Raw genomic sequence first — 21,263 nt, 5'->3', positions numbered from 1 at the left:
ATTCGTTTTACGTTTGACCCATGACCGAGCAAAGCACCGTGGACGTCCCCGAGCAGGTGGATGGCAGCGAACTCAACTCTTGGCGCCGGGGGTTCACTCCCCAAGCTGAGATTTGGAATGGTCGTCTGGCCATGCTTGGCCTGTCCCTAGGCGTGGTGGCGTTGGTCCTCTGGCGCCTACTGGCGACCGCGTAGGGCCTGAGCTAACTCAGAGGATTTGAGGCTGACGGCTAAGGCGGCGTCGCCTTCGATTTCTCCGGTTTGAACCAGCTGCAGCAGGGCTTGATTGCTGGTTTGCATGCCATCAAAGCCGCTGCGCTCCATGATTTGCTCCACCGAATCCAACTCACCCCGCTCGATGTAATCCCGGCAGGCTTCGGTGTTGATCAAAATGTCGTGATATGCCCGCCGGCCACCTGTGGTGGTGCGGATCAGCCCCTGGGCAATCACCCCCAGTAGGGATTCCGAGAGTGAGCGCCGCAGTCTGGCCTGATCGGCCGGGGGCACCATGCCCAGCACCCGCTCCACCGTTCGAACGGCTGAGTTGGTGTGCAAGGTGCCAAACACCAAATGGCCCGTCTGGGCTGCCTCGAGGGCGGTGGTCAAGGTTTCCCCATCGCGGATCTCTCCGATCAAGATCACGTCGGGGTCTTCCCGCAGAGCAGCCCGCAGCGCTGCTTTGAAGCGCAGCGTGTGATGGCCTACCTCCCGCTGGCGCACCAGGGCTTTGCGGCTGGAGTGCACGAATTCGATCGGATCTTCGATTGTGAGGATGTGGGCGGGTTTGTTGCGGTTAATCCAATCCACCATCGCCGCCAGCGTGGTGCTTTTGCCTGAACCGGTGGGGCCTGTAACCAGCACCAAACCCTTGGGACGATTCGCCAAGGCTTTGAGAACCTCGGGCAGCTGCAGATCCTCCAGGCTGAGGATGGTCTGCGGGATCAGCCGCAGCACCATGGCTGGGCCCCGCAGGCTTTCCATCAGGTTGATCCGCACCCGCACCCGCTCGAATGCAAACGAGCCATCGAAGTCGTGCTCGCTGCGGAAGCGTTCCCGTTCTGCTGAGCTCAGTACCTCACTGAGCCAACGATCAAATTGCACGGCCTCAGTGATGGGCCAGTCGCTGCTGATGATCTCGCCGCGCTCGCGGAAGCGGGGCTGCTCTCCCACGCCGAGGTGAATGTCGGAGTAGTTCTGCCGGCGCGCCAGCTCAACGATCTCCGCCAGGGTTTCTGGGGTTGCTGAGCTGGCTTGCGGCGGTGGCGGCAGCGGCGGCAGATCACTCATCCCGCAGGTGCAGATTCCTGCAGCTTGGCAAGGGCAAACCGGTTTGGGGTCCTTAAAGTTCGCGGGATTGCCAAACCCCGTTGGCCCCACCCGCACGCGTCACCCTGGTGCTGGGCACCCGCCCTGAGGCCATCAAGATGGCGCCGGTCATCCGCGCCTTTCAGCAGTCCGAGCGCTTTGAAGCCCGGGTGGTGCTCACCGGGCAGCACAGGGAGATGGTGGCCCAGGTGATGGGGCTCTTTGCCCTGGAGGCCCAGCGGGATCTGGCCTTGATGGCCCCCAAGCAAACCCTCACCCATGTCACCTGCGCAGCACTGGAAGGGTTGCGCCTTGAATTCGCGGAGCAGCGCCCTGATCTGGTGCTGGTGCAGGGGGACACGACCACCGCCTTTGCCGCTGCCCTGGCGGCCTTTTACGACCAGATCCCGGTCGGCCACGTGGAAGCTGGCCTGCGTACCGACAACATCTATGACCCCTTCCCAGAAGAGGCGAATCGCAGGCTGATCTCCCAGCTGGCTCAACTGCATTTCGCCCCCACCGAGCAGGCGGCGGCCAACCTGCAGGCCTCAGGCGTGGTGGGGGCCGTGCATGTCACGGGCAACACGGTTATTGATGCCCTGCTGCAGATGGCTGCATCGGCGCCGAGTTGCCCCATCCCTGGATTGGATTGGGAGTCGCAGCGGGTGATCTTGGCCACGGTGCATCGCCGTGAGAACTGGGGGGAGCCGCTGCATTCGATTGCCGATGGCTTCCTGCGGGTGTTGGACAGCCATCCCGATACGGCCTTGCTGTTGCCGTTGCACAAAAACCCCACCGTGCGGGAACCGCTGCAGCAACTCCTCGGCTCTCACCCCCGGGTGTTTCTTTCCGAGCCGCTGGATTACGACAGCCTGGTGGCGGCGATTCGCGGCTCCACCTTGCTGCTGACCGACTCCGGCGGTTTGCAGGAAGAAGCCCCCTCGCTAGGCAAGCCGGTGCTGGTGCTGCGCCGCACCACCGAGCGGCCTGAAGCGGTGCAGGCCGGCACCGCCAAACTCATTGGTACTGACAGCGATGCCATCGCCACGGAGGCGTCTGTGTTGCTGGATCAGCCTGAGGCCTATGAGGCCATGGCCCGGGCCCACAACCCCTTTGGCGATGGCAAAGCCAGTGAGCGGATTGAAGCGATCAGCGCTGAATTTTTGGCCAGTCGTTAATCGCCCGCTCGCTTGCTCGCCCAGGGCGGCAGATCAATGAACACCTTTTCGCCGGGCTTAAGTCCTTTCAATACCTGGGTTTGACGGCCGCTGCTGTTGCCCAGGGTCACCTCTTGAAACTTGGGCTCGTTGCCAGCGCCGGGGATCAGCACACCAGGCTTGCCTTCTTCGGTCACGATCGCCACGGTCGGCACTAGGGGCTCGGCTGCCAACTTGCCGGAATCAAAGTCAACGTCGGTGGTCATGCCGATGCGCAGCAAGCCGGCTGGCGGATCTGACAGCTTGAGCGTCACCTCAAAGGTGGTGACGTCGTTGTTTTTCTCAGCGCGCGGGGAGATCGCGCTCACCCTGGCAGCAAAGCTGCGCTCGGGATAGGCATCAACGCGAATCTGGGCCGGTTGCCCCACCTTGATGCGGCCGATGTCGCTTTCGGGAACCTGGGCCTCAATTTCCAAGCCGGAGGCCAGTTGCACGATCGAAGCGCTGCTGGCTCCTGCGCTGGCTGAAGCTGCCGTTGTGGGCGTGACGTAGGAGCCGGGATCGGCAAAGCGATTGGTGATTGTCCCAGCGAAGGGGGCTGTGATCACCAAATCGCGGCGGTCTTGCAGCTTTTGCTCGAGCCTTTGTTCGGCGGCCTGGAGATCAGCTTTGGCGGTTTCGTACTTCGCCTTGAAGCTGAGGTAGTCGTCGGTGGAGAGGGCTCCGGCGTCATGCAGGGAGCTGCGGCGCTGGAATTCCAGCCGTGCCCGCAACATCCTCACCCTGGCGCCATCAAGTCCGGCCTGGGTTTCAGCGATCTTGTTGTCGATGTCATCGGGGTCCATGCGGGCAATCGCCTGGCCCTTGCGCACGAGATCGCCTTCCTGCACGAGGAGTTCCTTCAGCTGACCAGCCTGTTTGGGGCTGAGGTTCACCTGCCGCTGGGCGGCAATTTCGCCGCTGGCGGTGATCACACCATCGAGCTGGCCGGTCTCCACGCTGGTGGTGTAAGCGCTGATATCTCGTCCTGGAGCGCTGCTGCGGCGCCAAATCACCAGGCCACTGACGGCAACCAGCACCGCCAAGCCGGCGGCAGTCCACTGGCGCCGGCTCAGATGGCGCAAGCGGCTCCGTTTCAGCGGCTCCATCACCACAGCGGAGAGGGGTTTGTCAGGGGCAGACAGAGGTGCGATGGCCTTCGCCGGGTCTGCAACCATTCTTCATCCTTTTGGTCCCACCTGTGAGATTCATGGGCGGTGGGCCGTCCGCCTAAATTCCCGCCATGCTCAAAGCCGGAATCGTTGGACTGCCCAATGTGGGCAAGTCCACCCTGTTCAACGCCCTGGTCGCTAACGCCCAGGCCCAGGCCGCCAATTTCCCCTTTTGCACCATCGAGCCCAATGTGGGCACGGTGTCGGTGCCCGATGAACGGCTGCAGCAGCTGGCGGAGCTCTCCAGTAGCCAGGAGATCGTTCCGACTCGGGTGGAGTTTGTTGATATCGCCGGCTTGGTGGCCGGTGCCAGCCAAGGCGAAGGCCTGGGCAACAAGTTTTTGGCCAACATCCGCGAGGTGGACGCCATCGTCCATGTGGTGCGCTGCTTTGAAGACGACGACGTGATTCACGTGTCGGGCTCTGTGGACCCTGGCCGCGACGCCGAAGTGATCAATTTGGAGCTGGCTTTGGCGGATGCCTCCCAGATTGAAAAGCGCCGCGAGCGGCTGAAAAAACAGATGCGCACCAGCAAAGAAGCGCAAATCGAAGATGCGGCCCTCGAGCGGATTGCTGCTGTTCTCGATGGCGGGGGCGCAGCCCGCAGCGTGGAGATCAGCGAGGAGGAAGCGGCCCTGATCAAGCCCTTGGGGTTGCTGACGGCTAAGCCGATCATTTATGCCGCCAATGTCAGCGAAGACGATCTCGCTGGCGGCAATGGCTTCTCCGAGGCGGTGCAGGCCATGGCGGCCAAGGAATCAGCCGAAACGGTGCGCGTGAGCGCCCAAGTGGAAGCGGAGCTGATTGAGCTGGGCGATGAGGAGAGGGTCGATTACTTAGAAGGTTTGGGAGTCAGCGAAGGCGGATTGCAGAGCTTGATTCGGGCCACCTACAGCCTGCTGGGCCTGCGCACCTACTTCACTACTGGTGAAAAGGAGACCCGCGCCTGGACGATCAAAGCTGGAATGACAGCCCCTCAAGCTGCTGGTGTGATCCACACCGACTTTGAGCGGGGCTTCATTCGCGCCCAGACCATTGGTTGCAAGGAGCTGCTCTCTGCTGGCTCTCTCAATGAGGCCAAATCCAAAGGGCAGCTGCGCAGTGAAGGCAAGGACTACGTCGTGGCCGAAGGCGATGTCATGGAGTTTCTCTTCAACGTTTAGAGCTCAGCTGGCAGCGCCGCTCAGCTGTGGTACACCAAGCAGCATCACCTGCGAGGGATCGAGCCGATGCCCGACTCCGGATCCAACGCCCCTGAGCGCCAACACGATTTCGACATCCAAAAGGATGTCCACCGCAAGATCCGCAACGATCCCGATTACGACGATTGGGAGTACGGCACCGAGCCCCTGCCCCACGAAACCTGGAAGCGCTCTAGTGGCTCAAGCGATGGGGAGTCAGCGGCAACGCCAGCAGACTGAAGCCGCCCATCAGCAGCCATAGCCCCAAGCCGTGCTGCTCGCTTTGCAGCATCCAACCGGCAATCGGCGGCAGGCTGATGCCGCTGATTGCCCAGGCTTGCGAATACAGCCCCAGGGCGAGTCCCTGGTGGGCAGGCTCCACCGCTTCGATCACCGCTTCGGTGATGGTGGGCAAAAACGCTGTGATGGCTAGGGCCAGTAAGGGCTGAGCGGCGAGCAGCAGCACCACGCCTTGGGGATGCAGCGCCGAGAGCGCCATCAAGCCGCAGGCGGCCGCAAAACTGCGGAGGCTGAGCCGCAAACCCACGCCAACGGGCTGCTGTCCCAGCCGGTGTCCCACCGGCCACTGCAGCAGCAGGATCAACACCAATTGCACGCCCATCAGCAGCCCGCCGCCTACCTCAGGCAGCCCGGCGCGGGCCAAGCCGCCATTGGCTAAATCCAGGGGCAAGGCGCTCTGTTGCAGGTTGATCAGACCGGTGCCGAGCAGCGACAACATCAACAGCGGCAGCAGGGGGCGCAGCCAGGAGCGGGGTGGAGCTGGCCCTGTAGAGGGTGCTTCGGTGGCATTGGGCATGGCGCTATGGCGCGGCAGCCAGCCCACCAGCACCAGCAGCAAAACCATGCAGCTGATGTCCACGCCATAAACCCAGCGCAATTGATCGGCGCCAAACAGCGCAGCCAGCAGGGTGCCCAAGGCGGTGCCCGCGGCAATGCCGAGGGCATCAGCGGTTCTAGCCAAGGCAAAGCCTTGGCTTGAGGGCATGGGCGCGCTGAGGCTGGCGGAGGCAAACTCCGCGGCGGGCCAATAAAACCCCATGCCAAAGCCAAGCAGGAGTTGGCCGATCAAAAAGCCTGAGCTGTCGCTGGCTTGCAGCAACAGCAGGTCGGCGCTGATCGAGAGAACGGCGCCAATCCGGAGCGGGAGGGCCAACGCGGCCCCGCGATCAAGCATGTAGCCACTCAAAAAGCGTGAAATCAGCCCAACGCCGCTGGCGAGGGCCAAACCAAGGCCGATCGTGGTGCTCGCGAGCCCAAGGCGGTTGAACACCAAGGGCCCCAAAAACAGAATTCCGCCGGCTCCCAGCATCGCTAGGGCGCGAAAGAGGGCGACAAGTCGCAAATTCCAGGGAAACTGGAGCCACCATTTGGCCAGCTGCACCGTTGTCCCTGTCGCAGGCACTGCGAACTCTGACCCATGGGCTGCTCGCGCTGGCGATCAGCCTTGGTTCTGTGCCCCGTGCCCCAGCCGCTGAGCAGTTGCTGGTGCGCTTCAGCGGCTTGGAGCTGCCGCTGGACATCAATGAGCTGGAGGCTTGGGCTCTAAGGCCGAAGGCCAATCCAGAGCTTGGGCCTTGGCTCAACCTGCTGGATCAACAGACCCGCGAAGATCTGCAGCGGCTGTTGCAGCAGCCGCTCAATCTGGAAAACAGCACCATCGCCCTGCTTCTGGAGAGCTGGGCGGGGCGCCAATTGGTGTTGCAGCTGGGGTCGTTGTTGCGCAGCGCTGATGGTGATGGCGGTCCGCTACTGCTGGATCTGCTCCAAAAACGCCGCCCCAGCACCGTGGTGAGCCTGCTGAAAGAAGCGCCAACTCCGCACTTGGAGTTGGATCTTGATGCGCTCTCTCTTTTGGGTTTCCAGTTGCGGGAGCAATTGGAACAGCAAAAAACCTTGGTGCAGCGACTCAAATCGCTGGATTTGCTGCCGTTGGCGTCAGCCATTGGTGATCGCCGTGTGGTGCAGCGACGCCATCGCGCCTTGCCGGTTGCTCACCGGGACTCTGCTTTAGAGCTTGATCTCTGGTGGCCCCAAGGCGGCCAGCAAGCCCAGCGGTGGTTGCTGCTCAGCCATGGCCTGGGCGGCTCAACCGCGCAGATGGAATGGCTGGCTCGTGCGTTGGCGGCTCGGGGTTGGCCGGTGTTGGCTGTGCAGCACCCCGGCAGCGACGATGCTGCGGTTCGCGGCTTGCTGGAAGGCCGGCAAACCCTGCCTGGGCTGGAAACCTTGCCGAATCGCCTTCAGGACCTGCAAGCGGTTCAGGCAGCTGTTAGTGATGGCCGCATCGGCTTTGGGTCCCGTAGCAGCCCGCCCCGGCTGGTGTTGTTGGGTCATTCCCTTGGGGCCTTGGCCAGCCTGCTGTGGGCTGGAGCGGAGGTGGAGCCTGGCTTGGCTGAGCGCTGCAGCCAAAACCTCCAGCAGATCCCAGTGCTCGATAGCTCTTTTCTGTTGCAGTGCCAGCTCACAGAGCTGAGCCTGCCGGAGCTGGAGCCGCCGGCTGGCCTGGATGCTGTGGTGGTGCTCAATAGCTTTGGCAGCTTGCTGTGGGGTGAGCGGGGATTGGCCTCAATCGCCGTACCCGTACTGAGCTTTGGCGGCAGCATGGACCTGATCACACCGCCTTTGAATGAGCAGCTGCGGCCGTTTCAGCAGTTCCAGCACCCCGGCAGCCGGCTTGCCGTGGTGGAGGGGGGCAGCCACTTTTCACCTGTCGGCTTGCAGCGAGATCAAGCGTTGATGCGCCTTGGCTCCGATCTGGTGGGAGAAGACCCTCGCTTGGTGCAACGCGCCCTTGTGGATCTGCACGCCCGTTTCCTGCAAACCCTCGATACCGGTGAGAGTCTTCCTTCTGGATTGCATTCCATGCAAGGGGTGAGCACCTACGTGCTGGATGGCCCGATGACCGAGCCTCTGTTGCCTTAAAACTTCAGCCGCGGATCCAGCAGCGCCACCACCACATCAACCGCCAGATTAACCATCACCACCAACGCGGCGATCACCACCACGATTCCCTGCACCAGGGGATAGTCCCGTTGGGCGATGGCTTCCTGCAGCCGGTAGGCAATGCCAGGCCAGGAAAAGATCAACTCAATCAACAAAGCTCCACCGATCAGCGAAGCCACGGTGATGCCGGTGATTGTGAGGACTGGCAGCAGGGCATTGGGCAGGGCATGGCGCAACACCACGCGCCGTTCGCTGATGCCGCGGCTTCTGGCTGCTTCCACGTAGTCGGAGCGCAGGGCCCGCCGCAGGTTGAGCCGCAAGGCCCGCTCAAAGATTCCGCTGAGCAGCAGCCCCAAGGTGATGGCTGGCAGGGCGAGATGCTGCAGCGTGCCCCAAATCACCTGGGGATTGGCCTGCAGGATTCCATCTAGCAGGTAGAAGCCGGTGCCTTGCGGTGGCAAGGCAGTGGGCGGAAACCGGCCACCCACCGGAAACCAGCCCAGGCCAACGGCAAAGATCAGTTGCATCACCATCGCAGCCCAAAACACCGGCAAGGCGTAGGTGCCGATGCCATAGAGCCGGCCGCTGAGATCAAGTTTTCCTTCCGGCCGCGCCACACCGCTGAAGCCCACCGCCAAGCCCAGCACCAGGGCCACCAGCAAGGCCGTGATGCCCAGCTCCATGCTGGCTGGCAGGGCATCGCGCACGATCTCTCCCACGGGCGTGGAATTCCGCAGGGAGTTGCCCAGATCCCCTTGCAGTAAGGCCCCCAAAAACTCGCGGTATTGATCCCACAGGGATTGATCGAGCCCCAGTTGGGCCCGCAGCTGTTCGCGGGCCGCAGCGCTGGCCCGGTTGCCCAGCAGCGCGTCGACGGGATCTCCTGGGGCCACGCGCAGCAGCAGAAACACCAGCGAGGCGATCAGCCACAGCATCACAGGCGCCAGCAGCAGGCGACTGCCCAGGTAGCGAACCAGTGAACTGCTGTTGCTCATGGCAAAGACCGGCGGCTGAGGCTGGCGAAGTTCAAACGCCCTGAGCCATCGAATTGTGGGGCGGTGATGCTCTTAAGGGCCCAGGCCCTCGGTCTGGTCTGCCACATCGGCAGATAGGGAACCCCATGGGCCGCTTCCCGCTGTACGGCATCGAGCAAGTCCAGGCGGGCTTGGCCGCGGCGCTCATTGCTGAGTCGCAACTTTTCCTCCAGCCCGGGGGCCGTCCAGAAGCTGCCGCCGGAGGCGCTATCGCCCTCCAAGCAGCGATTGCCTTCGGATTGTGTGCAGCCCAGCAGCGGCGTCAGGTAGTTGTCGGCGTCGGGATAGTCGCCCATCCAATCGAGCAGGATCATCTGGAAGGCCCCATCACCGAGTTGGCGGTAGGCGGTGGTGGATTCCATGCCTGTGAGCTCCAGCCGCACGCATTCTCCTAGCCGGCTACGCAGCCACTCCTGCCAGCTCAGGGCCAGCAAGCGGTCGGTGGGCACGTTGGAGCGGTACGTGAGCTGCAGCGGTAGCACCTGGCCTGAGCAGTAGCCCTCTTGCTGCAGCAGTGCTCGAGCGCGGCTGGCATCGGCTTTCGGCCAGGCCGAAAGGGCCCCCGGCACGGTCGGCGGCACCAAGCCCCGCAGCGGCGGGCGCAGTGTGTCGGTGACCCGCTTGGTCAGCAGCTCGCGGTCGAGGCTGAAGGCCAAGGCCCGCCGCAATTGCTGGTTATCCAGCGGTGGGCGATCGGTAAGCAGCGTGATGTAGCCGATGCCCAGGGCCGGCCCGGCGCCTTCGCGCAACCGGCCTTGGTTGGCCTGTTGATGCAGAGCGCTCTGCTGCTCGGGCTCCAGGCTGGTGGAGAGCAATACATCAACATTGCCGCTGCTGATGGAGCCATAGAGGCTCGTTGAGGTGCTCATGCCCACCAGGGCGATGCCGTCGTTGCGAGGGGCCTCGCCCCAGTACTGCGCAAATGGTTCCAGCCGTTGCAATTGCGGGCTCTGCAGGCGCAATTGATAGGGCCCCGTGCCCACAAAAGCGTTGGGCCGAAAACCGTCTTCGTAGTTGGCGTAGGCCGTTGGCGAAATCGGCGTGAGGCTGGCGAAGCTCAGCAGCTTGGCCAAGGGGCTAAAGGGCCGGCGCAAGTCCAGTTGCAGCTCGTAGGGCCCTGTCACCCGAACCGCGCGGATGCGATCGCCCACCACGTAGCTGAGTTTTCCAATGGCCAGAAAGCGCCGCATGCTGAAGGCCATGGCATCGGCATCAAAGGGGGTGCCGTCGTGGAAGAGCACCCCCTGCCTCAGGGGAATGGTTGCGGTGAGTCCGTCGTCGCTGAGTGTGGGCAGCGCACGGGCCAATTTGGGCTGGATCGCGCCTTGCCCATCAATGGCGTAAAGCGGATCCCCCAGGGCGCTGATCAGCTGCAGCGCGATCACCGTGGTGGCCTGGGCTGGATCGACGCTGTCGATGGAGCCATAGGCCGCGATCACCAGTGGGGCTTGATCGGTTGTTGCCTGTGGCCGGCAGCCTGCCAGCAGCATCAGGCTGGCCAACAAAAGCCCTGCTGCTCGCTTGCCCCGGTGCTTCAAATTCGATCTTGCCAGCAGCAAGAACCTATGCGGCCGGCATGGGTTGTCCAGGGCTTTCCACGCTGCTCAGGGACACCTCAAAGACCGGAGAGCCATGGCGTTGCAAGGGCCAACGGCGCACCCAACAACGGTCGTGGTGATCGTCGATGGCGATCACCTGATAGACGTCCTTGTCGCTGAGGAGACGGATGCAGTCCCCCTGATGCACGCGCATGAAACCGACGCGATTGTTGGCATGGTTCCGCACGCTGCAAGCCGGGCAAGTTCAGGGTGAACTTGCGGCCTGATGGATCAGCGAACGACCACAACAACAACCTAAAGCTTCAGGTTTTCTTTCGTTTAAAGCGTGCGCAGGCAGCAGCGCACATCCTCCACTTCCGGTCGTTGCAAAATCGCGCTCAACGCTTGCTGGAACAGGCTTTCTTCAACGGCGTGGGTCACCACAACAATTTCAGCTCCGCTGCCTTCGGTTTCAAATTGGACAATCGATTGCAGGCTGACGCCCGCTGAACCAAAGCAGCTGCCGATGTGGCCAATCACCCCAGGGCGATCAGCCGCCTGGAAGCGCACGTAGTTGCGGTGGCAGGTGCTGCCTTGATCCACCAGGCGGCAGTTGCGCCAGCTGCTGGCTGCCAGCAGGGGATCGAGGGCGTCCTGAGAGCCGCCAGCTCCCACCTGGCGAATCGCTGCGATGTTCAAGATGTCGGCGACCACGGCACTGGCGGTGGGCCCAGCGCCCGCTCCAGGCCCATAGAACATCACCCGCCCGACCGGTTCGCCTTCCACCACGATCGCGTTGTTGACGCCGTTCACCCCGGCCAGGGGGTGCTCCTTGGGCACCAAGGTGGGATGCACCCGCACATCCACCACTTCGCTGCCATCGGGGTCACTGCCATGGCGTTCGGCAATCGCCAGCAGCTTGACCACAAAGCCCAGCTCTTTGGCGTAATCGATGTCGCGCGTTTGCAGGGTGTTGATCCCTTCTGTGGGGATGGCTTCACGGTCCACCAGGCCGCCGAAGGCCAGTCCGGTGAGGATGGCGATCTTGTCGGCCGCATCCCCGCCTTCCACATCGGCGGCGGGGTCGGCTTCGGCGTAACCCAGGGCTTGAGCATCGGCTAATACATCGCCGTAGCTGGCCCCCTCCTCCGACATGCGGGTGAGGATGTAATTGGTGGTGCCGTTGATGATCCCGCTTACCCGCTCGATGCGGTTGGCGCCAAGGGATTGTTTGAGCGGTTCCAAGATCGGGATGCCGCCCCCGACGGCCGCCTCCATCAGCACATACACCCCCTTTTCGGCGGCGGCGGCGGCGATTTCAGCGCCGTGGCGAGCAATCACGGCCTTGTTGGCGGTCACCACGGCTTTGCCGGCTTCGATGGCCGCCAGGATCAAGCTGCGGGCTGGCTCCAGACCGCCCATCACTTCCACCACCAAATCCACATCGGGATTGGCCACCACGGCGGCAGGATCGGTGGTGAGCAGGCTGTTACTCAGCGGGATCGGGCGCGGGCGGTTGAGATCACGCACAGCCACCTGCCGCAGCTCCAGATCAGCCACCAGGGGGTGCCGCCCTTGAGGTGAGAGCAGGATCTCAGCCACGCCGGCTCCAACGGTGCCAAGGCCAAGCAGACCAATTCCGATGGGCATCAGGCCGAACGACTAAACACTGATCCTAGAAATCAGCCTTCACCGGCCAAAGCAGCGGCTTGCGCTTGCATGTGCCGCAGGATGTTGAGGAAGCCATTGGCCCTTGAGGGAGTGAGGCTGGCGGCCAGGCCGGTTTCAGAGATGAAGCCAGGATCCACAGCCATCACTTGCTCTGGGGTGAGGCCATCAAGACCTTGGATCAGCAGGGCCAGCAAGCCTTTGGTGATTTGGGCATCGGAATCCCCCTGCCAGTGCAACACCGCACCGTCGACGACGGGCTGCACAAACACCTGGGACACGCAACCCCGCACCCGGTTGATGTCGCTGGTCAGGTCAGGCGGAGGTGCAGGCAGTTTTTTGGCAAGCCAAAGCACGTACTCGTAACGGCGTTTGGGATCGCTGCTGCCCTTCAATTTGGCAACGATCGTGTCAAGGGCGGCGCTGCCGCTGGCCATGGCGAAGGCTGATACCGGTCAAAGCCAGTGTGGCGCCCAGCAGGCCGCCGTTGCGGAGCCAGCCCATCAGTGCCTCGCTGGATGGCCAACGTTCATCGAGGCCGAGGTAGTCACGGTGGCCGATGCCGCCATCAATCACCACATCCCAAGCGTCGGAATCCAGCGCTGGCAGCTCGCCTGTGAAGCGGCCATCGGCATCGGTGGCACCGAGCTCGATGGTGCGGTCGCCTTCATGGGACTCCAGCCGCACTGGGGCATGGGCGAGCGGTTCACCACTGGAAAAACTGGTGCGCAGATTGATCGACCCACTGGGTAGCAAGCTGCTCACATCGGTTTGCACGGCATGGGCTAAGCCGCGCGCAGGAGAAATCAGAGCGATTGCCGCTAGGGCCGTGAAGCTGAAGATTCGAAGCATGGCCCAAATTGATTTGGGCCGAACGTAAAACTAAAAAGGCAGTGGTGCCAGTGCTTCAGCGGTTGTTCAATTGATCGGTGCGGCCAGCCTGCACCATGCCCACCAGAGAGCCGATCATCAGTTCAAGAGCCTGCTGGGGACGCTCGCCTCGCTGCAGGGTCTTGGCTGACTGATTACGGGCGGAAGGAGTGGTGGACACCGATTTGGGGAGCGACGGAATCATCTTGTCAAAGAAAAGCCGCTGCCCGCTGCTGGCAAAACCTTGCTTAACACTCTGACCGATTGCACCAATGCAATCCCGATTCGTTGATCCATCCCTGCAGCGGCACATCCCAGGGATCGCAAGGCAACTCAACCTCGCAACAACGTTGCGGCAACACGGCCAGGGTGGGGACCTGGCGCCAGGGTGATTGCGCCCGCAAGCGGTCATACCAGCCGCCGCCGCTGCCCAGGCGTTGGCCTGCTGGGCTGATGGCGAGTGCTGGAATCAGCAGCAGGCCGATGGCTTCAGCGCTGAGCGGCGGTCCTTGCGGGGCTGGGATGCCGCAGCCATCGGCGGACAGCGGGTCATCAAGGCGCCAGCTGGCATACACCAGTCCGCCCGTGTCGCAGCGCGGCAGGGCCAAACCCCCCCCCCAGGTTGGGGCTGGATGGAGCAGGTCCGCTTCGCTGCCAAGCGGCCAAAACAGTCCCAGCTGACCGGGGCGATGCAGTCTCGCCAGGCAGGCATGCACCTGATGAGTCAGCGCTGGCCCGATGGTGGCCATGGCCAGGCGACGTTGCTGGCGCCAGTGCCGCCTGGCTTGCGGCTTGTTCATCGCTGGAACCAGGCGGTCAGACCCACGGCCAGGGCGTCAGCGGCATCGTCGGGTTTGGGGCGCTCATTGAGTCGCAGCTCCCGCATGACGGCGTCCTGCACCTCCCCTTTGTCGGCATGGCCCGAGCCGGCCAAAGCCAATTTGATCTGCATCGGTGGGTACTCCACCGTTGGGATTTGGAAGCGGGCCAAGGTCATGATCAGCACCCCGCGGGCCTGCACCACGGCGATGGTGTTGCTGGAGCGGTAGAAGAAAAACTTCTCGACAGCAGCCAATTGCGGCCGGTGGAGCCGCAACAGCTGCCGCAGGTCACGGGCAATTTCCACCATGCGTTCGCCTTCCCCACGGCCCGCATCGGTGCTGATGATTCCGCAGTCGACCATCTCTGGCTGATTGCGCCGCTGCTCATCAACCTCCAAGACCCCGTATCCCACCCGGGCCAGACCAGGGTCGAGGCCCAGGATCCGCACTCAGCTAGCCAGAGCCAGTTGGAAGGCGTCGCGGTCGTCGGGGTTGAGCCCGAACACCTGGCAGAACACCTTGACCACCCGATCGCCGGAGTCCACCTGCTCGAGGGGGTCTTTGCGCAGCCTGTGGCGCAAGCAGCAGGCCATCACACGGGCAACGTCGTCATCGTTGACCTCGGTGCGCCCTTCAAAGGCGGCCAGGGCTCGGGCGGCTCGGTTGGTGACGATGTCGCCGCGCAGGCCATCGACCTCCAGTTGGCCGCACACCTCAGAGATCTTCAGTCGTAGGTCGGGGTCCATCTCCACGCTGCCAAGGCGCTCCTGGGCTGCCACCACCTTTTCTTGCAGGCTCTGCTGTTGCCCTTGGAATTGCGTCAGGAAACTGACCGGGTCGGTGTCGAATTGGCCGCGTTGATCCACCACTTGCACCCGTTGCTCGGGATCACGGACCGTGCGCACCTCCACGCTCATGCCGAAACGGTCGAGCAGCTGGGGACGCAATTCGCCCTCTTCCGGGTTGCCGGATCCAATCAGCACAAAACGGGCGGGGTGGCGAACGCTCACGCCTTCGCGCTCCACGGTGTTCCAGCCCGAGGCGGCGGAATCGAGCAGCACGTCGACCAGATGGTCGTCGAGCAGGTTCACCTCATCGACGTAGAGCAGGCCGCGGTTGGCTTTCGCCAGTAGGCCTGGCTCAAAGGCGCGCACCCCTTCACTGAGGGCTTTTTCAATGTCGATCGTGCCGCAGAGGCGGTCTTCGGTGGCGCCCAGGGGCAGGTCCACCATTGGCACCTGGCAGCGGCCTTCGCTGATGCTTTCGCCCCGCTGCAGCCGTTCGCGCACCTCGCTGCTCTGCAGATCTGGGTCGTTGGGGGAGCTGTTGTAGGGATCGCCAGCCACCACTGGGATTTCGGGCAGGAGATCAGCGAGCGCCCGAATGGTGGTGGATTTGCCGGTGCCCCGGTCTCCCATGATCATCACGCCACCGATGCGCGGATCGATCACGTTCAACAGCAGAGCCAGCTTCATCTCCGCCTGCCCAACGATGGCGGTAAAGGGGAACACCCGGCTTTGGAAGGCTTGGCTCACGGGCAGATCAAGGATCTCGGTCAGGAGTCGGATTGTTTCACAGGTGCCACAGTGAGCACCTGAACCGGTGTGATGTCAGCCGGCACGATCAGCTGCACCTGAACGGTTTTTTGCTCCCCTGGAGCCAGGCTCACCCGGCCGAGCGACTGCCCTGGATCGCCTTTGCGTAGCACCAGATGCACGGTGTGGCGGCCCCGGCCGGCGTCGGTTCCTTTCACCGCCACGTTGCCGCGCCAGAAGATGGGCCCTTGGGCTGGCTTGATGAAGCGCAGGCCAGCGGCGCGTCGGTTGCTTTTCAGCGGCGATTCCAGCCGTAGATCAAGGGTTTGCGGGCTGCTGCTGGGGTTGCGCAGGGGCAAGCTGAGGTCGTAGGCGACGCCGTAGTTGCCGTGGGCTTCCCAGGCTGTGCCGGGGTAGAAGTCGGTGAGCTGGGCCGACTGCACCTGGCCAGTCCCGAAGGTGCCCCGCTGCAGGCTGGCGATGGGCCATGAGATGGGCTGGGTCGTCACCTCCAGGTGGCTGCGCCCTGGCGAGGTCAACACGCCTCTCCAGCGGGTTCCCTGCTGCACGCCGCTGACCCGGGAATAGATCATCGGGCCCGCCGCCCCTTTGGGGCTGGGGGCATGCTCTTTGCTGCTGAGCTCGCCGTTTTGAAGCAAGTCCAGCCACTGCTTCTTGCTGGGGCGGCGCTCGCTGATCAAGGCCAAGGTGGCCAGAGAAATGGGGCCTGTGCTGTTGAAGCGCGCTTGCAGGTTGCGGCCATTGAGCAGGGGATCAAGTCCTGCCACAGGGATGGGAAGGCTGGTCAGCACATCGATTTGCCCTGGGGCTAGCTCAACGCGTTCCGGCAACTTGGCCATGCGTGGAGCCCGGGCCAGCAGATCACCGGCGGCGCGACCACCAGGCCCGGAGTAAACGCTGGTGCCGTCATGCACCATCCGCGGCGGCAGCGGCAAAAAGGGCGCATCGGGCTGGGAGAGATGGGTGGCGGCGCTGGGAATGGACAGCGTCACCGGTTGACTGGAGCGGTTGCCCACCACCACCGCCAGCCAGAGAGTGCTGTTGGGCGCTTGGCCTTTGCCGGCAAAGACGTGGTGACTGAAGAGCTCAAAGCTGCCGCTCAGCGGCACATCCAGGTGTGCTTCGGGATGGGCTTTGCCTTGGCTCGCAAAGGTGGACAACAGGATTCCTGAGTCGCTCACCACCTCAGGGTTGTTGTCATTGACCATCAGCTCGCTGTTGAGCTGGCCGGGTAATGGCAGCACCAGGCCTTCGCGCAGGGTTGGTTCCGGCGCGCTGGAGCGACTGGCAACCGGACTCAGCAGCACGGCACCACCCAGCAAGAGCGGGAAAACAAGGCGGCGCATCACTTCAAAGCAGCAGCAGAAGCAGCAGCCAAAGCACGAATCATGTTGGTGCTGCGGGGGTCGTTAAACGGGCCTTCCACCATGAAGGAGGCCACAACGCGGCGACCATCGGGGAGTTCCACCAGGGCCGAATCCACGTAGGCGATGCCGATATCTCCTGTCTTGTTGTAGACGCGAACACCTCGTTGGAGAAGGGCCGCATTGACCTCTCCAGCTCCACCACCGATTCCCCGCAGCCAGCCCCTCGGAATCAAGGTGTCGGTGCGGGAGGTGCCCAGGGTTTGGCGAAACAGGTCCCGGCTGCGCTCCGACAGGGTTTGGCCGGTTTCCACCAAGGCGATCGCGCGGGCTTGATCGCGCGGCGTGGTGGTGTTGGTGCCCTTGAGGTCGGGCAGCCAGTTGTTGACCACGGTGCCCTCCAATCCCAGTTCAATGAAACGGGCATTCAGGCTGGCTTTGCCGCCAAGCCGTTGGATCAGCAGGTTGGTGGCCGTGTTGTCGCTGACGCGGATCATCTCGGTGGCCACTTCAAAAACGCTGAATTGGCTGCCGAGCGGTTGGCTGCCCATCCAGCCGGCGCCGCCTCCCACCACGGTTTTGTTGAGGCTGAGGGCTTCGTTGAGGCTGAGCTTGGCCTGATCAAGGGCCTCAAAGGCCACCATCAGGATCGGTGTTTTGATCGAGCTGGCCGCTGATAGCGGCCGATCGGGATGGAGCTGCGCGAAGGTGCCGTCATCGAGCACCAACACAAAGGCGCCCACCTTCAAGTCTTTCTGGGTGGCTGCAATCTCAGCTAGCCGGCGGCTGAGGGCTTGGTTTTCCCGCTTGGGGGTGAAGGTGCCAAGGGATGCCGCGGGCTCCGGTGTTGTGTCAGCGGCTGGCGGCAGCGGTACGTCGGTGTTGAGCTGCGGGGCCAGCCACTTGAGCGCTGTTCCGGTGATCACCCCTAAGGCAGCGCCAACAATCAGCAATCGCAGTAGCAGCAGCACAGGCTGTTGCCAGCCCTTGGCTTTGGATTGAGAGCGCTGCGCCACGGGCCGCTTCGGACGGATCTCAAATTACCGAGGCTCGCCGTTGGCGCCATGGCGGCTGGCCCAGCGCAGCTGACGCACCATGCCGCGTAGCAGGGCTACTTCTGCCTCGCTGGGCTCAGCGCGAAGCATCAGCTGGCGCAGTTTGGCCATCCGGGCTGCCGCTGTATGGGGATAGAGGAATCCCACCTCCAGCAGCAGCTGTTCGGCGTCTTGCATGGCGGCCTCCAATGCCGCCTGGGCAGGCAGGGGGGGTGAGCCCTCGCTGGCTGAGTCCACTGGAGCGTGCGCCAGCTTTTGGTGCTCGGCCAAGCAGATGGCCACCGCGTGAGAGAGGTTGAGCGATCCATAGGCCTCGCCGGTGGGAATGCGCAGCAGCTTCCCGGCGAGATTCAATTCGCTGCTGTGCAGCCCGTGGTCCTCGCGTCCAAACACCAGGGCTACATGGCTTGGACCTGCTTTGGGCTCCATTAGCCACTGCAGCGCCTGATCGGGCAGCAGGTGCTCCCGCTCTTTGGCCTCCACGCGTCCGGAGCAGGCCACCACCCGGCGGCAGTCAGCAACAGCGTCCGGGAGGGATGGGTAGAGCTGGCAGGACAGCAGCTGCTCGAGGCCTCGAACGGCCATCTGTTTGGCCTGGGGATCGGTGGGATCGCAGCGCGGCGCCACGAGCCGCAGCGAGGCCACACCGAAGTTGGCGCACAGGCGAGCCACGCTGCCCACATTCAGCGGGCCACTGGGTTCCACGAGCACCACGGCCAGCTGGGCCGTCACTGCAGCTCGTGCAGATAGGCGAGGAGATCAGCCATGGATTGGGGGTCTGGCTGGAAGCTCGGCATGGGAGGGGTTTTGCCGCTGATCACCTGTTGAATCAGCGCCGGGTCGTTTTTGCGTTGGCTGACCCCATGCAGGTTGGGACCCACCACCCCTTGGGCAGCAATCCCATGGCAGCCGGCGCAGTTGATCAAAAACAGCTTGCTGCCGTGCTCCTGATCGCCCACTTTCTCCAGGCTGCTGTTGACGTAGGGATCACGGCTGTTGGCGCTGGCCACCAGGGCTGACATGGCCACAAGCGCCACAACGGCCAACACCACCAAGGCTGTGATCAACCCCCGCTTGCGGGGCGCTTCGTCCAGGAGCTCGGAGCCTGTCAAAGGATGTCGCCTTGGCCAAACCTCTCCCAACATTGGCGTGTCGCCCCCTAGATTGCGAGACATCAAGTGGCAATTTCCCTGGCGCGATGATCGAACCTCTCCTCTGCGGCATCGTTCTGGGCCTGATTCCTGTGACCCTGCTGGGCCTGTTCGTGGCGGCTTGGAACCAATACCGCCGCGGTAGCGCCTTGGGCGGCTGAGCCCCTAGCCGGCTTCCAATTCCCACTGCAACACTCGGCTGCGCCCGTAACGGCGCTCTTTTTTTTGTTGCCATCCTTTTGGCGGTAGGGGTCTGTCGTTCGTGCTGCATTCCAGTAGCAGCTGCCCATCTGATTTGAGCCAACCGCCCGCTGTGATTAGCTCAATCATTGGTGCATAGAGCCCTGCGGCGTAGGGCGGGTCGGCATAGATCAGATCGAAGGGTTCAGAGCAACCCCTCTGCAGCCAGCGCTCCACTGAGCTGATCTCGAGAGCCCATTTCCCTTGCCAGCGTTCTCCCAGGCCTTGAAGGTTGAGGCGAGCAGCCGCTGCGATCTTGGGATTTCGCTCCACGGCGTGCACCCAAAGCGCCCCTTGCAGCAGGGCTTCACAGGCCATCGCTCCACTGCCGCTGCATAAATCAAGCCAGCGGCAACCAGGAAGCTCGGCCGCCAGGATGTTCATCACGGCCTGTCGCACCAGGCCAGTGGTGGGTCTGGCTTCCAAGCCCTCTGGGCTGTGCAGCTTCTGACCGTTGCTCAGCCGCAGTGCCATGGCTGTTACTGGACGCTGCCCAGCCAGCGCTGCAGCAGTGCCAAGCCGCAGCGGCCTGATTTTTCGGGATGGAACTGAGTGGCTTGCAGCGACCCACGCCCGACAGCCGCCACGACGGCGTGGTCTCCATAGGGAGCTGTGGCCGTCACGGTGTCGGGATCGGTGGCGATGGCGGCAAAGGAATGCACGAAGTACATCCAGGGCTGTTCATCGGCGGCCAGCAAGGGGCTGGGGTGCTGAGCGGTCAGTGGCGCCCAACCCATGTGGGGGCAGCGTTCCTGCGCCTGCGGCGGCAAGGGTTCAACGCGTCCAGGCAAGAGGGCCAGCCCTGGTTCTTGGCCTTCAGCGCTGCTTTCAAACAGCAGCTGCAAACCCAGGCAGATTCCAAGCAAGGGGCGTTGCGCCGCGCTCCACTCTTTCAACCGCTGGCTCCAGCCACTGCTGTTGAGCTTTTGCATGGCTGGGTCAAAGGCCCCAACGCCAGGCAATAACAGGGCCTGACAGTCCTCGGCTTGACTTGGTTCGCTGAGGCGGATGGCGCTGGCTTGTAAGCGCTGCAGAGCTTTCTCCACTGAGTGGAGATTGCCCATTCCGTAATCAACGACGCCAATCACGCCGCTTGCCCGAGGCTCCTCAGTGGTTTCTGTTGCTGGCTAATGGTCGGCAGAGTGAGGTTGTTGAGGTACTGAATTAAGGCGTAGAGACGTCCCACCTTGGTTTGATCAAACCAGAACTCCAGGCAATGTCTGGAGCGCCCCGATTCGTCTTGGCAGAGCAGGCTGGTGATGGTTCCGCCCAGTAGCAGATCTTGGAAACGGGCATTGATCTCGTGCAGTTCGCTGGTGGGGAGTTCGCAATGCAGCAGCAGCTGCAGGTGCTCGCCGCGGAAGCGACTGGCGTGGAAGACCCGGTAAAAATCCTGGATCTGGTGTAGGGCTTCCTCGGCGGTGGAGGCCGTTGTGTAGAGCCCGTTGTCTTCAGCGGAGATCAGCCCGCGGTCCAGCAGGGCACGGTCCACATAGCTGTGCCAACGCTCCCAGTAGTCATCCCCTTGGGGGCAGAGGAGCACGATCGGCACAGGGGGATTTTTGGAGGTCTGAATCAGCGTGAGACCTTCAAACAATTCATCGAGCGTGCCAAACCCGCCAGGCATCACAACGATGGCGTCGGTTTCGCGCAGGAAAAACAGCTTGCGGGTATGGAAATGGCGGAAGGTCAGCAGCTTCTCGTCGCCATCGATGTAGGGATTGGCCGATTGCTCAAAGGGCAGTTGCACGTTGAGCCCAAACGACTGCCCAGCGCCTGCGCCGCGATTGGCGGCTTCCATAACGCCAGGCCCAGCGCCAGTCATCACTTCAAAGCCGCAGGCCACAGCCTGGGCGGCCACATCCACTGCAAGCGCGTACACCGGGTCGTCTTCCGGTGTCCGCGCCGAACCAAAGATCGCCACCTTGCGGATCTGGCGGTGGGGCTGAAACACATCGAGTGCTTCAGCCATATCAGCCAGGGTGCCGTTAACGAGCTCCCAGTCGCCGCTGTCGGCATTGGATTGGCTGATCGCCACCAAGGTGCGGAGCACCTCGCAGGCGATCGTTCCATGGGAGTGGTCATCCAGCTCCAAGGCCAGGTCAGCGAGCTGCTGACGGATGGCTTCGGGCAGTTGGGATGTCACTCA

At 63.0% G+C, this 21,263-nt stretch carries 26 protein-coding genes; 6 read left to right on the top strand and 20 right to left on the bottom strand.

The annotated features are described in order from the left end of the window. The first annotated feature begins 20 nt into the window (after positions 1 to 20). Positions 21 to 194 (top strand): high light inducible protein, encoded by a 174-nt coding sequence (locus SIB46_RS04775; RefSeq protein ID WP_413297390.1) that lies wholly within the window; start codon positions 21 to 23, stop codon positions 192 to 194. Here SIB46_RS04775 and SIB46_RS04770 read toward each other — a convergent pair. Then, positions 177 to 1,286 (bottom strand): type IV pilus twitching motility protein PilT, encoded by a 1,110-nt coding sequence (locus SIB46_RS04770; RefSeq protein WP_413297389.1) that lies wholly within the window; start codon positions 1,284 to 1,286, stop codon positions 177 to 179. The two genes, SIB46_RS04775 and SIB46_RS04770, sit on opposite strands and share 18 nt — an antisense overlap. Before the next feature lie 80 nt (positions 1,287 to 1,366). On the opposite strand from SIB46_RS04770, the gene wecB reads away from it, so the two are divergent. Beyond that, a complete protein-coding gene (gene wecB, locus SIB46_RS04765) occupies positions 1,367 to 2,482 on the top strand; it encodes a non-hydrolyzing UDP-N-acetylglucosamine 2-epimerase (RefSeq protein WP_413297388.1) in 1,116 nt (371 codons plus the stop codon). Here the strand turns inward: wecB and SIB46_RS04760 are convergent. Next, the gene (locus tag SIB46_RS04760; RefSeq protein ID WP_413297387.1) at positions 2,479 to 3,678 is read right to left on the bottom strand and encodes an efflux RND transporter periplasmic adaptor subunit; all 1,200 of its coding nucleotides are present in this window, start codon (positions 3,676 to 3,678) and stop codon (positions 2,479 to 2,481) included. The genes wecB and SIB46_RS04760 overlap by 4 nt on opposite strands. Positions 3,679 to 3,743: 65 nt before the next feature. On the opposite strand from SIB46_RS04760, the gene ychF reads away from it, so the two are divergent. Beyond that, complete coding sequence (gene ychF / locus SIB46_RS04755; RefSeq protein WP_413297386.1) at positions 3,744 to 4,835, top strand: redox-regulated ATPase YchF; 1,092 nt, start codon at positions 3,744 to 3,746, stop codon at positions 4,833 to 4,835. 66 nt (positions 4,836 to 4,901) lie between these two features. Beyond that, positions 4,902 to 5,093, top strand: a complete 192-nt coding sequence (locus SIB46_RS04750) for a hypothetical protein (protein WP_413297385.1) — start codon at positions 4,902 to 4,904, stop codon at positions 5,091 to 5,093. Here SIB46_RS04750 and SIB46_RS04745 read toward each other — a convergent pair. Further along, a complete protein-coding gene (locus SIB46_RS04745) occupies positions 5,047 to 6,255 on the bottom strand; it encodes an MFS transporter (protein ID WP_413297384.1) in 1,209 nt (402 codons plus the stop codon). The genes SIB46_RS04750 and SIB46_RS04745 overlap by 47 nt on opposite strands. A 2-nt stretch (positions 6,256 to 6,257) precedes the next feature. Between SIB46_RS04745 and SIB46_RS04740 the strand changes: the two genes are divergently transcribed. Further along, entirely contained in the window at positions 6,258 to 7,796 is a 1,539-nt protein-coding gene (locus tag SIB46_RS04740; protein WP_413297383.1) for an alpha/beta hydrolase, read from the top strand. On the opposite strand, the gene SIB46_RS04735 is transcribed toward SIB46_RS04740, so the two are convergent. From SIB46_RS04735 to SIB46_RS04670, 14 genes are all read right to left on the bottom strand, one after another. Next, positions 7,793 to 8,812 (bottom strand): ABC transporter permease, encoded by a 1,020-nt coding sequence (locus tag SIB46_RS04735; protein WP_413297382.1) that lies wholly within the window; start codon positions 8,810 to 8,812, stop codon positions 7,793 to 7,795. The two genes, SIB46_RS04740 and SIB46_RS04735, sit on opposite strands and share 4 nt — an antisense overlap. Then, positions 8,809 to 10,341 carry an ABC transporter substrate-binding protein gene (locus SIB46_RS04730; RefSeq protein WP_413297381.1) on the bottom strand — a complete coding sequence of 511 codons (1,533 nt, stop codon included), beginning with the start codon at positions 10,339 to 10,341 and terminating at the stop codon, positions 8,809 to 8,811. The genes SIB46_RS04735 and SIB46_RS04730 overlap by 4 nt, the downstream gene beginning before the upstream one ends. 73 nt (positions 10,342 to 10,414) lie before the next feature. After that, positions 10,415 to 10,603 carry a hypothetical protein gene (locus SIB46_RS04725; RefSeq protein WP_043736674.1) on the bottom strand — a complete coding sequence of 63 codons (189 nt, stop codon included), beginning with the start codon at positions 10,601 to 10,603 and terminating at the stop codon, positions 10,415 to 10,417. A gap of 125 nt (positions 10,604 to 10,728) precedes the next feature. Further along, positions 10,729 to 12,039 carry a homoserine dehydrogenase gene (locus SIB46_RS04720; protein ID WP_413297380.1) on the bottom strand — a complete coding sequence of 437 codons (1,311 nt, stop codon included), beginning with the start codon at positions 12,037 to 12,039 and terminating at the stop codon, positions 10,729 to 10,731. Between the two features lie 32 nt (positions 12,040 to 12,071). Next, positions 12,072 to 12,494 carry a SufE family protein gene (locus tag SIB46_RS04715; protein ID WP_413297379.1) on the bottom strand — a complete coding sequence of 141 codons (423 nt, stop codon included), beginning with the start codon at positions 12,492 to 12,494 and terminating at the stop codon, positions 12,072 to 12,074. Further along, on the bottom strand, positions 12,469 to 12,909 hold the full coding sequence (locus SIB46_RS04710) for a hypothetical protein (protein WP_413297378.1): 441 nt from the start codon (positions 12,907 to 12,909) through the stop codon (positions 12,469 to 12,471). The genes SIB46_RS04715 and SIB46_RS04710 overlap by 26 nt, the downstream gene beginning before the upstream one ends. 55 nt (positions 12,910 to 12,964) lie before the next feature. Next, a complete protein-coding gene (locus tag SIB46_RS04705; RefSeq protein ID WP_413297377.1) occupies positions 12,965 to 13,108 on the bottom strand; it encodes a hypothetical protein in 144 nt (47 codons plus the stop codon). A gap of 67 nt (positions 13,109 to 13,175) precedes the next feature. Beyond that, on the bottom strand, positions 13,176 to 13,727 hold the full coding sequence (locus SIB46_RS04700) for a 5-formyltetrahydrofolate cyclo-ligase (RefSeq protein ID WP_413297376.1): 552 nt from the start codon (positions 13,725 to 13,727) through the stop codon (positions 13,176 to 13,178). After that, on the bottom strand, positions 13,724 to 14,197 hold the full coding sequence (gene ruvC / locus SIB46_RS04695) for a crossover junction endodeoxyribonuclease RuvC (protein WP_413297375.1): 474 nt from the start codon (positions 14,195 to 14,197) through the stop codon (positions 13,724 to 13,726). The genes SIB46_RS04700 and ruvC overlap by 4 nt, the downstream gene beginning before the upstream one ends. Continuing rightward, positions 14,198 to 15,283, bottom strand: coding sequence for a magnesium chelatase ATPase subunit I (gene bchI / locus SIB46_RS04690; protein WP_413297374.1), 1,086 nt, complete (start codon positions 15,281 to 15,283; stop codon positions 14,198 to 14,200). Between the two features lie 20 nt (positions 15,284 to 15,303). After that, entirely contained in the window at positions 15,304 to 16,650 is a 1,347-nt protein-coding gene (locus tag SIB46_RS04685; protein ID WP_413297373.1) for a DUF3370 domain-containing protein, read from the bottom strand. Continuing rightward, positions 16,650 to 17,684 carry a serine hydrolase gene (locus tag SIB46_RS04680; RefSeq protein ID WP_413297372.1) on the bottom strand — a complete coding sequence of 345 codons (1,035 nt, stop codon included), beginning with the start codon at positions 17,682 to 17,684 and terminating at the stop codon, positions 16,650 to 16,652. The genes SIB46_RS04685 and SIB46_RS04680 overlap by 1 nt, the downstream gene beginning before the upstream one ends. Positions 17,685 to 17,708: 24 nt before the next feature. Further along, the gene (locus SIB46_RS04675; RefSeq protein ID WP_413297371.1) at positions 17,709 to 18,455 is read right to left on the bottom strand and encodes an RNA methyltransferase; all 747 of its coding nucleotides are present in this window, start codon (positions 18,453 to 18,455) and stop codon (positions 17,709 to 17,711) included. Then, on the bottom strand, positions 18,452 to 18,868 hold the full coding sequence (locus tag SIB46_RS04670; protein ID WP_413297710.1) for a c-type cytochrome: 417 nt from the start codon (positions 18,866 to 18,868) through the stop codon (positions 18,452 to 18,454). Before SIB46_RS04670 ends, SIB46_RS04675 begins: the two co-directional genes overlap by 4 nt. A gap of 53 nt (positions 18,869 to 18,921) precedes the next feature. Between SIB46_RS04670 and petG the strand changes: the two genes are divergently transcribed. Continuing rightward, on the top strand, positions 18,922 to 19,035 hold the full coding sequence (gene petG / locus SIB46_RS04665) for a cytochrome b6-f complex subunit V (protein ID WP_006041770.1): 114 nt from the start codon (positions 18,922 to 18,924) through the stop codon (positions 19,033 to 19,035). A 4-nt stretch (positions 19,036 to 19,039) separates the two neighbouring features. On the opposite strand, the gene rsmD is transcribed toward petG, so the two are convergent. From rsmD to SIB46_RS04650, 3 genes are read right to left on the bottom strand one after another with little or no spacing between them, the layout of a single operon-like run. Continuing rightward, complete coding sequence (gene rsmD / locus SIB46_RS04660; RefSeq protein WP_413297370.1) at positions 19,040 to 19,588, bottom strand: 16S rRNA (guanine(966)-N(2))-methyltransferase RsmD; 549 nt, start codon at positions 19,586 to 19,588, stop codon at positions 19,040 to 19,042. 5 nt (positions 19,589 to 19,593) lie between these two features. After that, positions 19,594 to 20,202, bottom strand: coding sequence for an imidazole glycerol phosphate synthase subunit HisH (hisH, locus tag SIB46_RS04655; RefSeq protein WP_413297369.1), 609 nt, complete (start codon positions 20,200 to 20,202; stop codon positions 19,594 to 19,596). Next, the gene (locus SIB46_RS04650; RefSeq protein ID WP_413297368.1) at positions 20,199 to 21,260 is read right to left on the bottom strand and encodes a TIGR00730 family Rossman fold protein; all 1,062 of its coding nucleotides are present in this window, start codon (positions 21,258 to 21,260) and stop codon (positions 20,199 to 20,201) included. The genes hisH and SIB46_RS04650 overlap by 4 nt, the downstream gene beginning before the upstream one ends. Positions 21,261 to 21,263: the final 3 nt, after the last annotated feature.

This window comes from Synechococcus sp. MIT S9452 (assembly GCF_047304245.1).
Lineage (GTDB): Bacteria > Cyanobacteriota > Cyanobacteriia > PCC-6307 > Cyanobiaceae > RCC307.
This window is presented reverse-complemented; position numbering and strand designations above follow the sequence as displayed.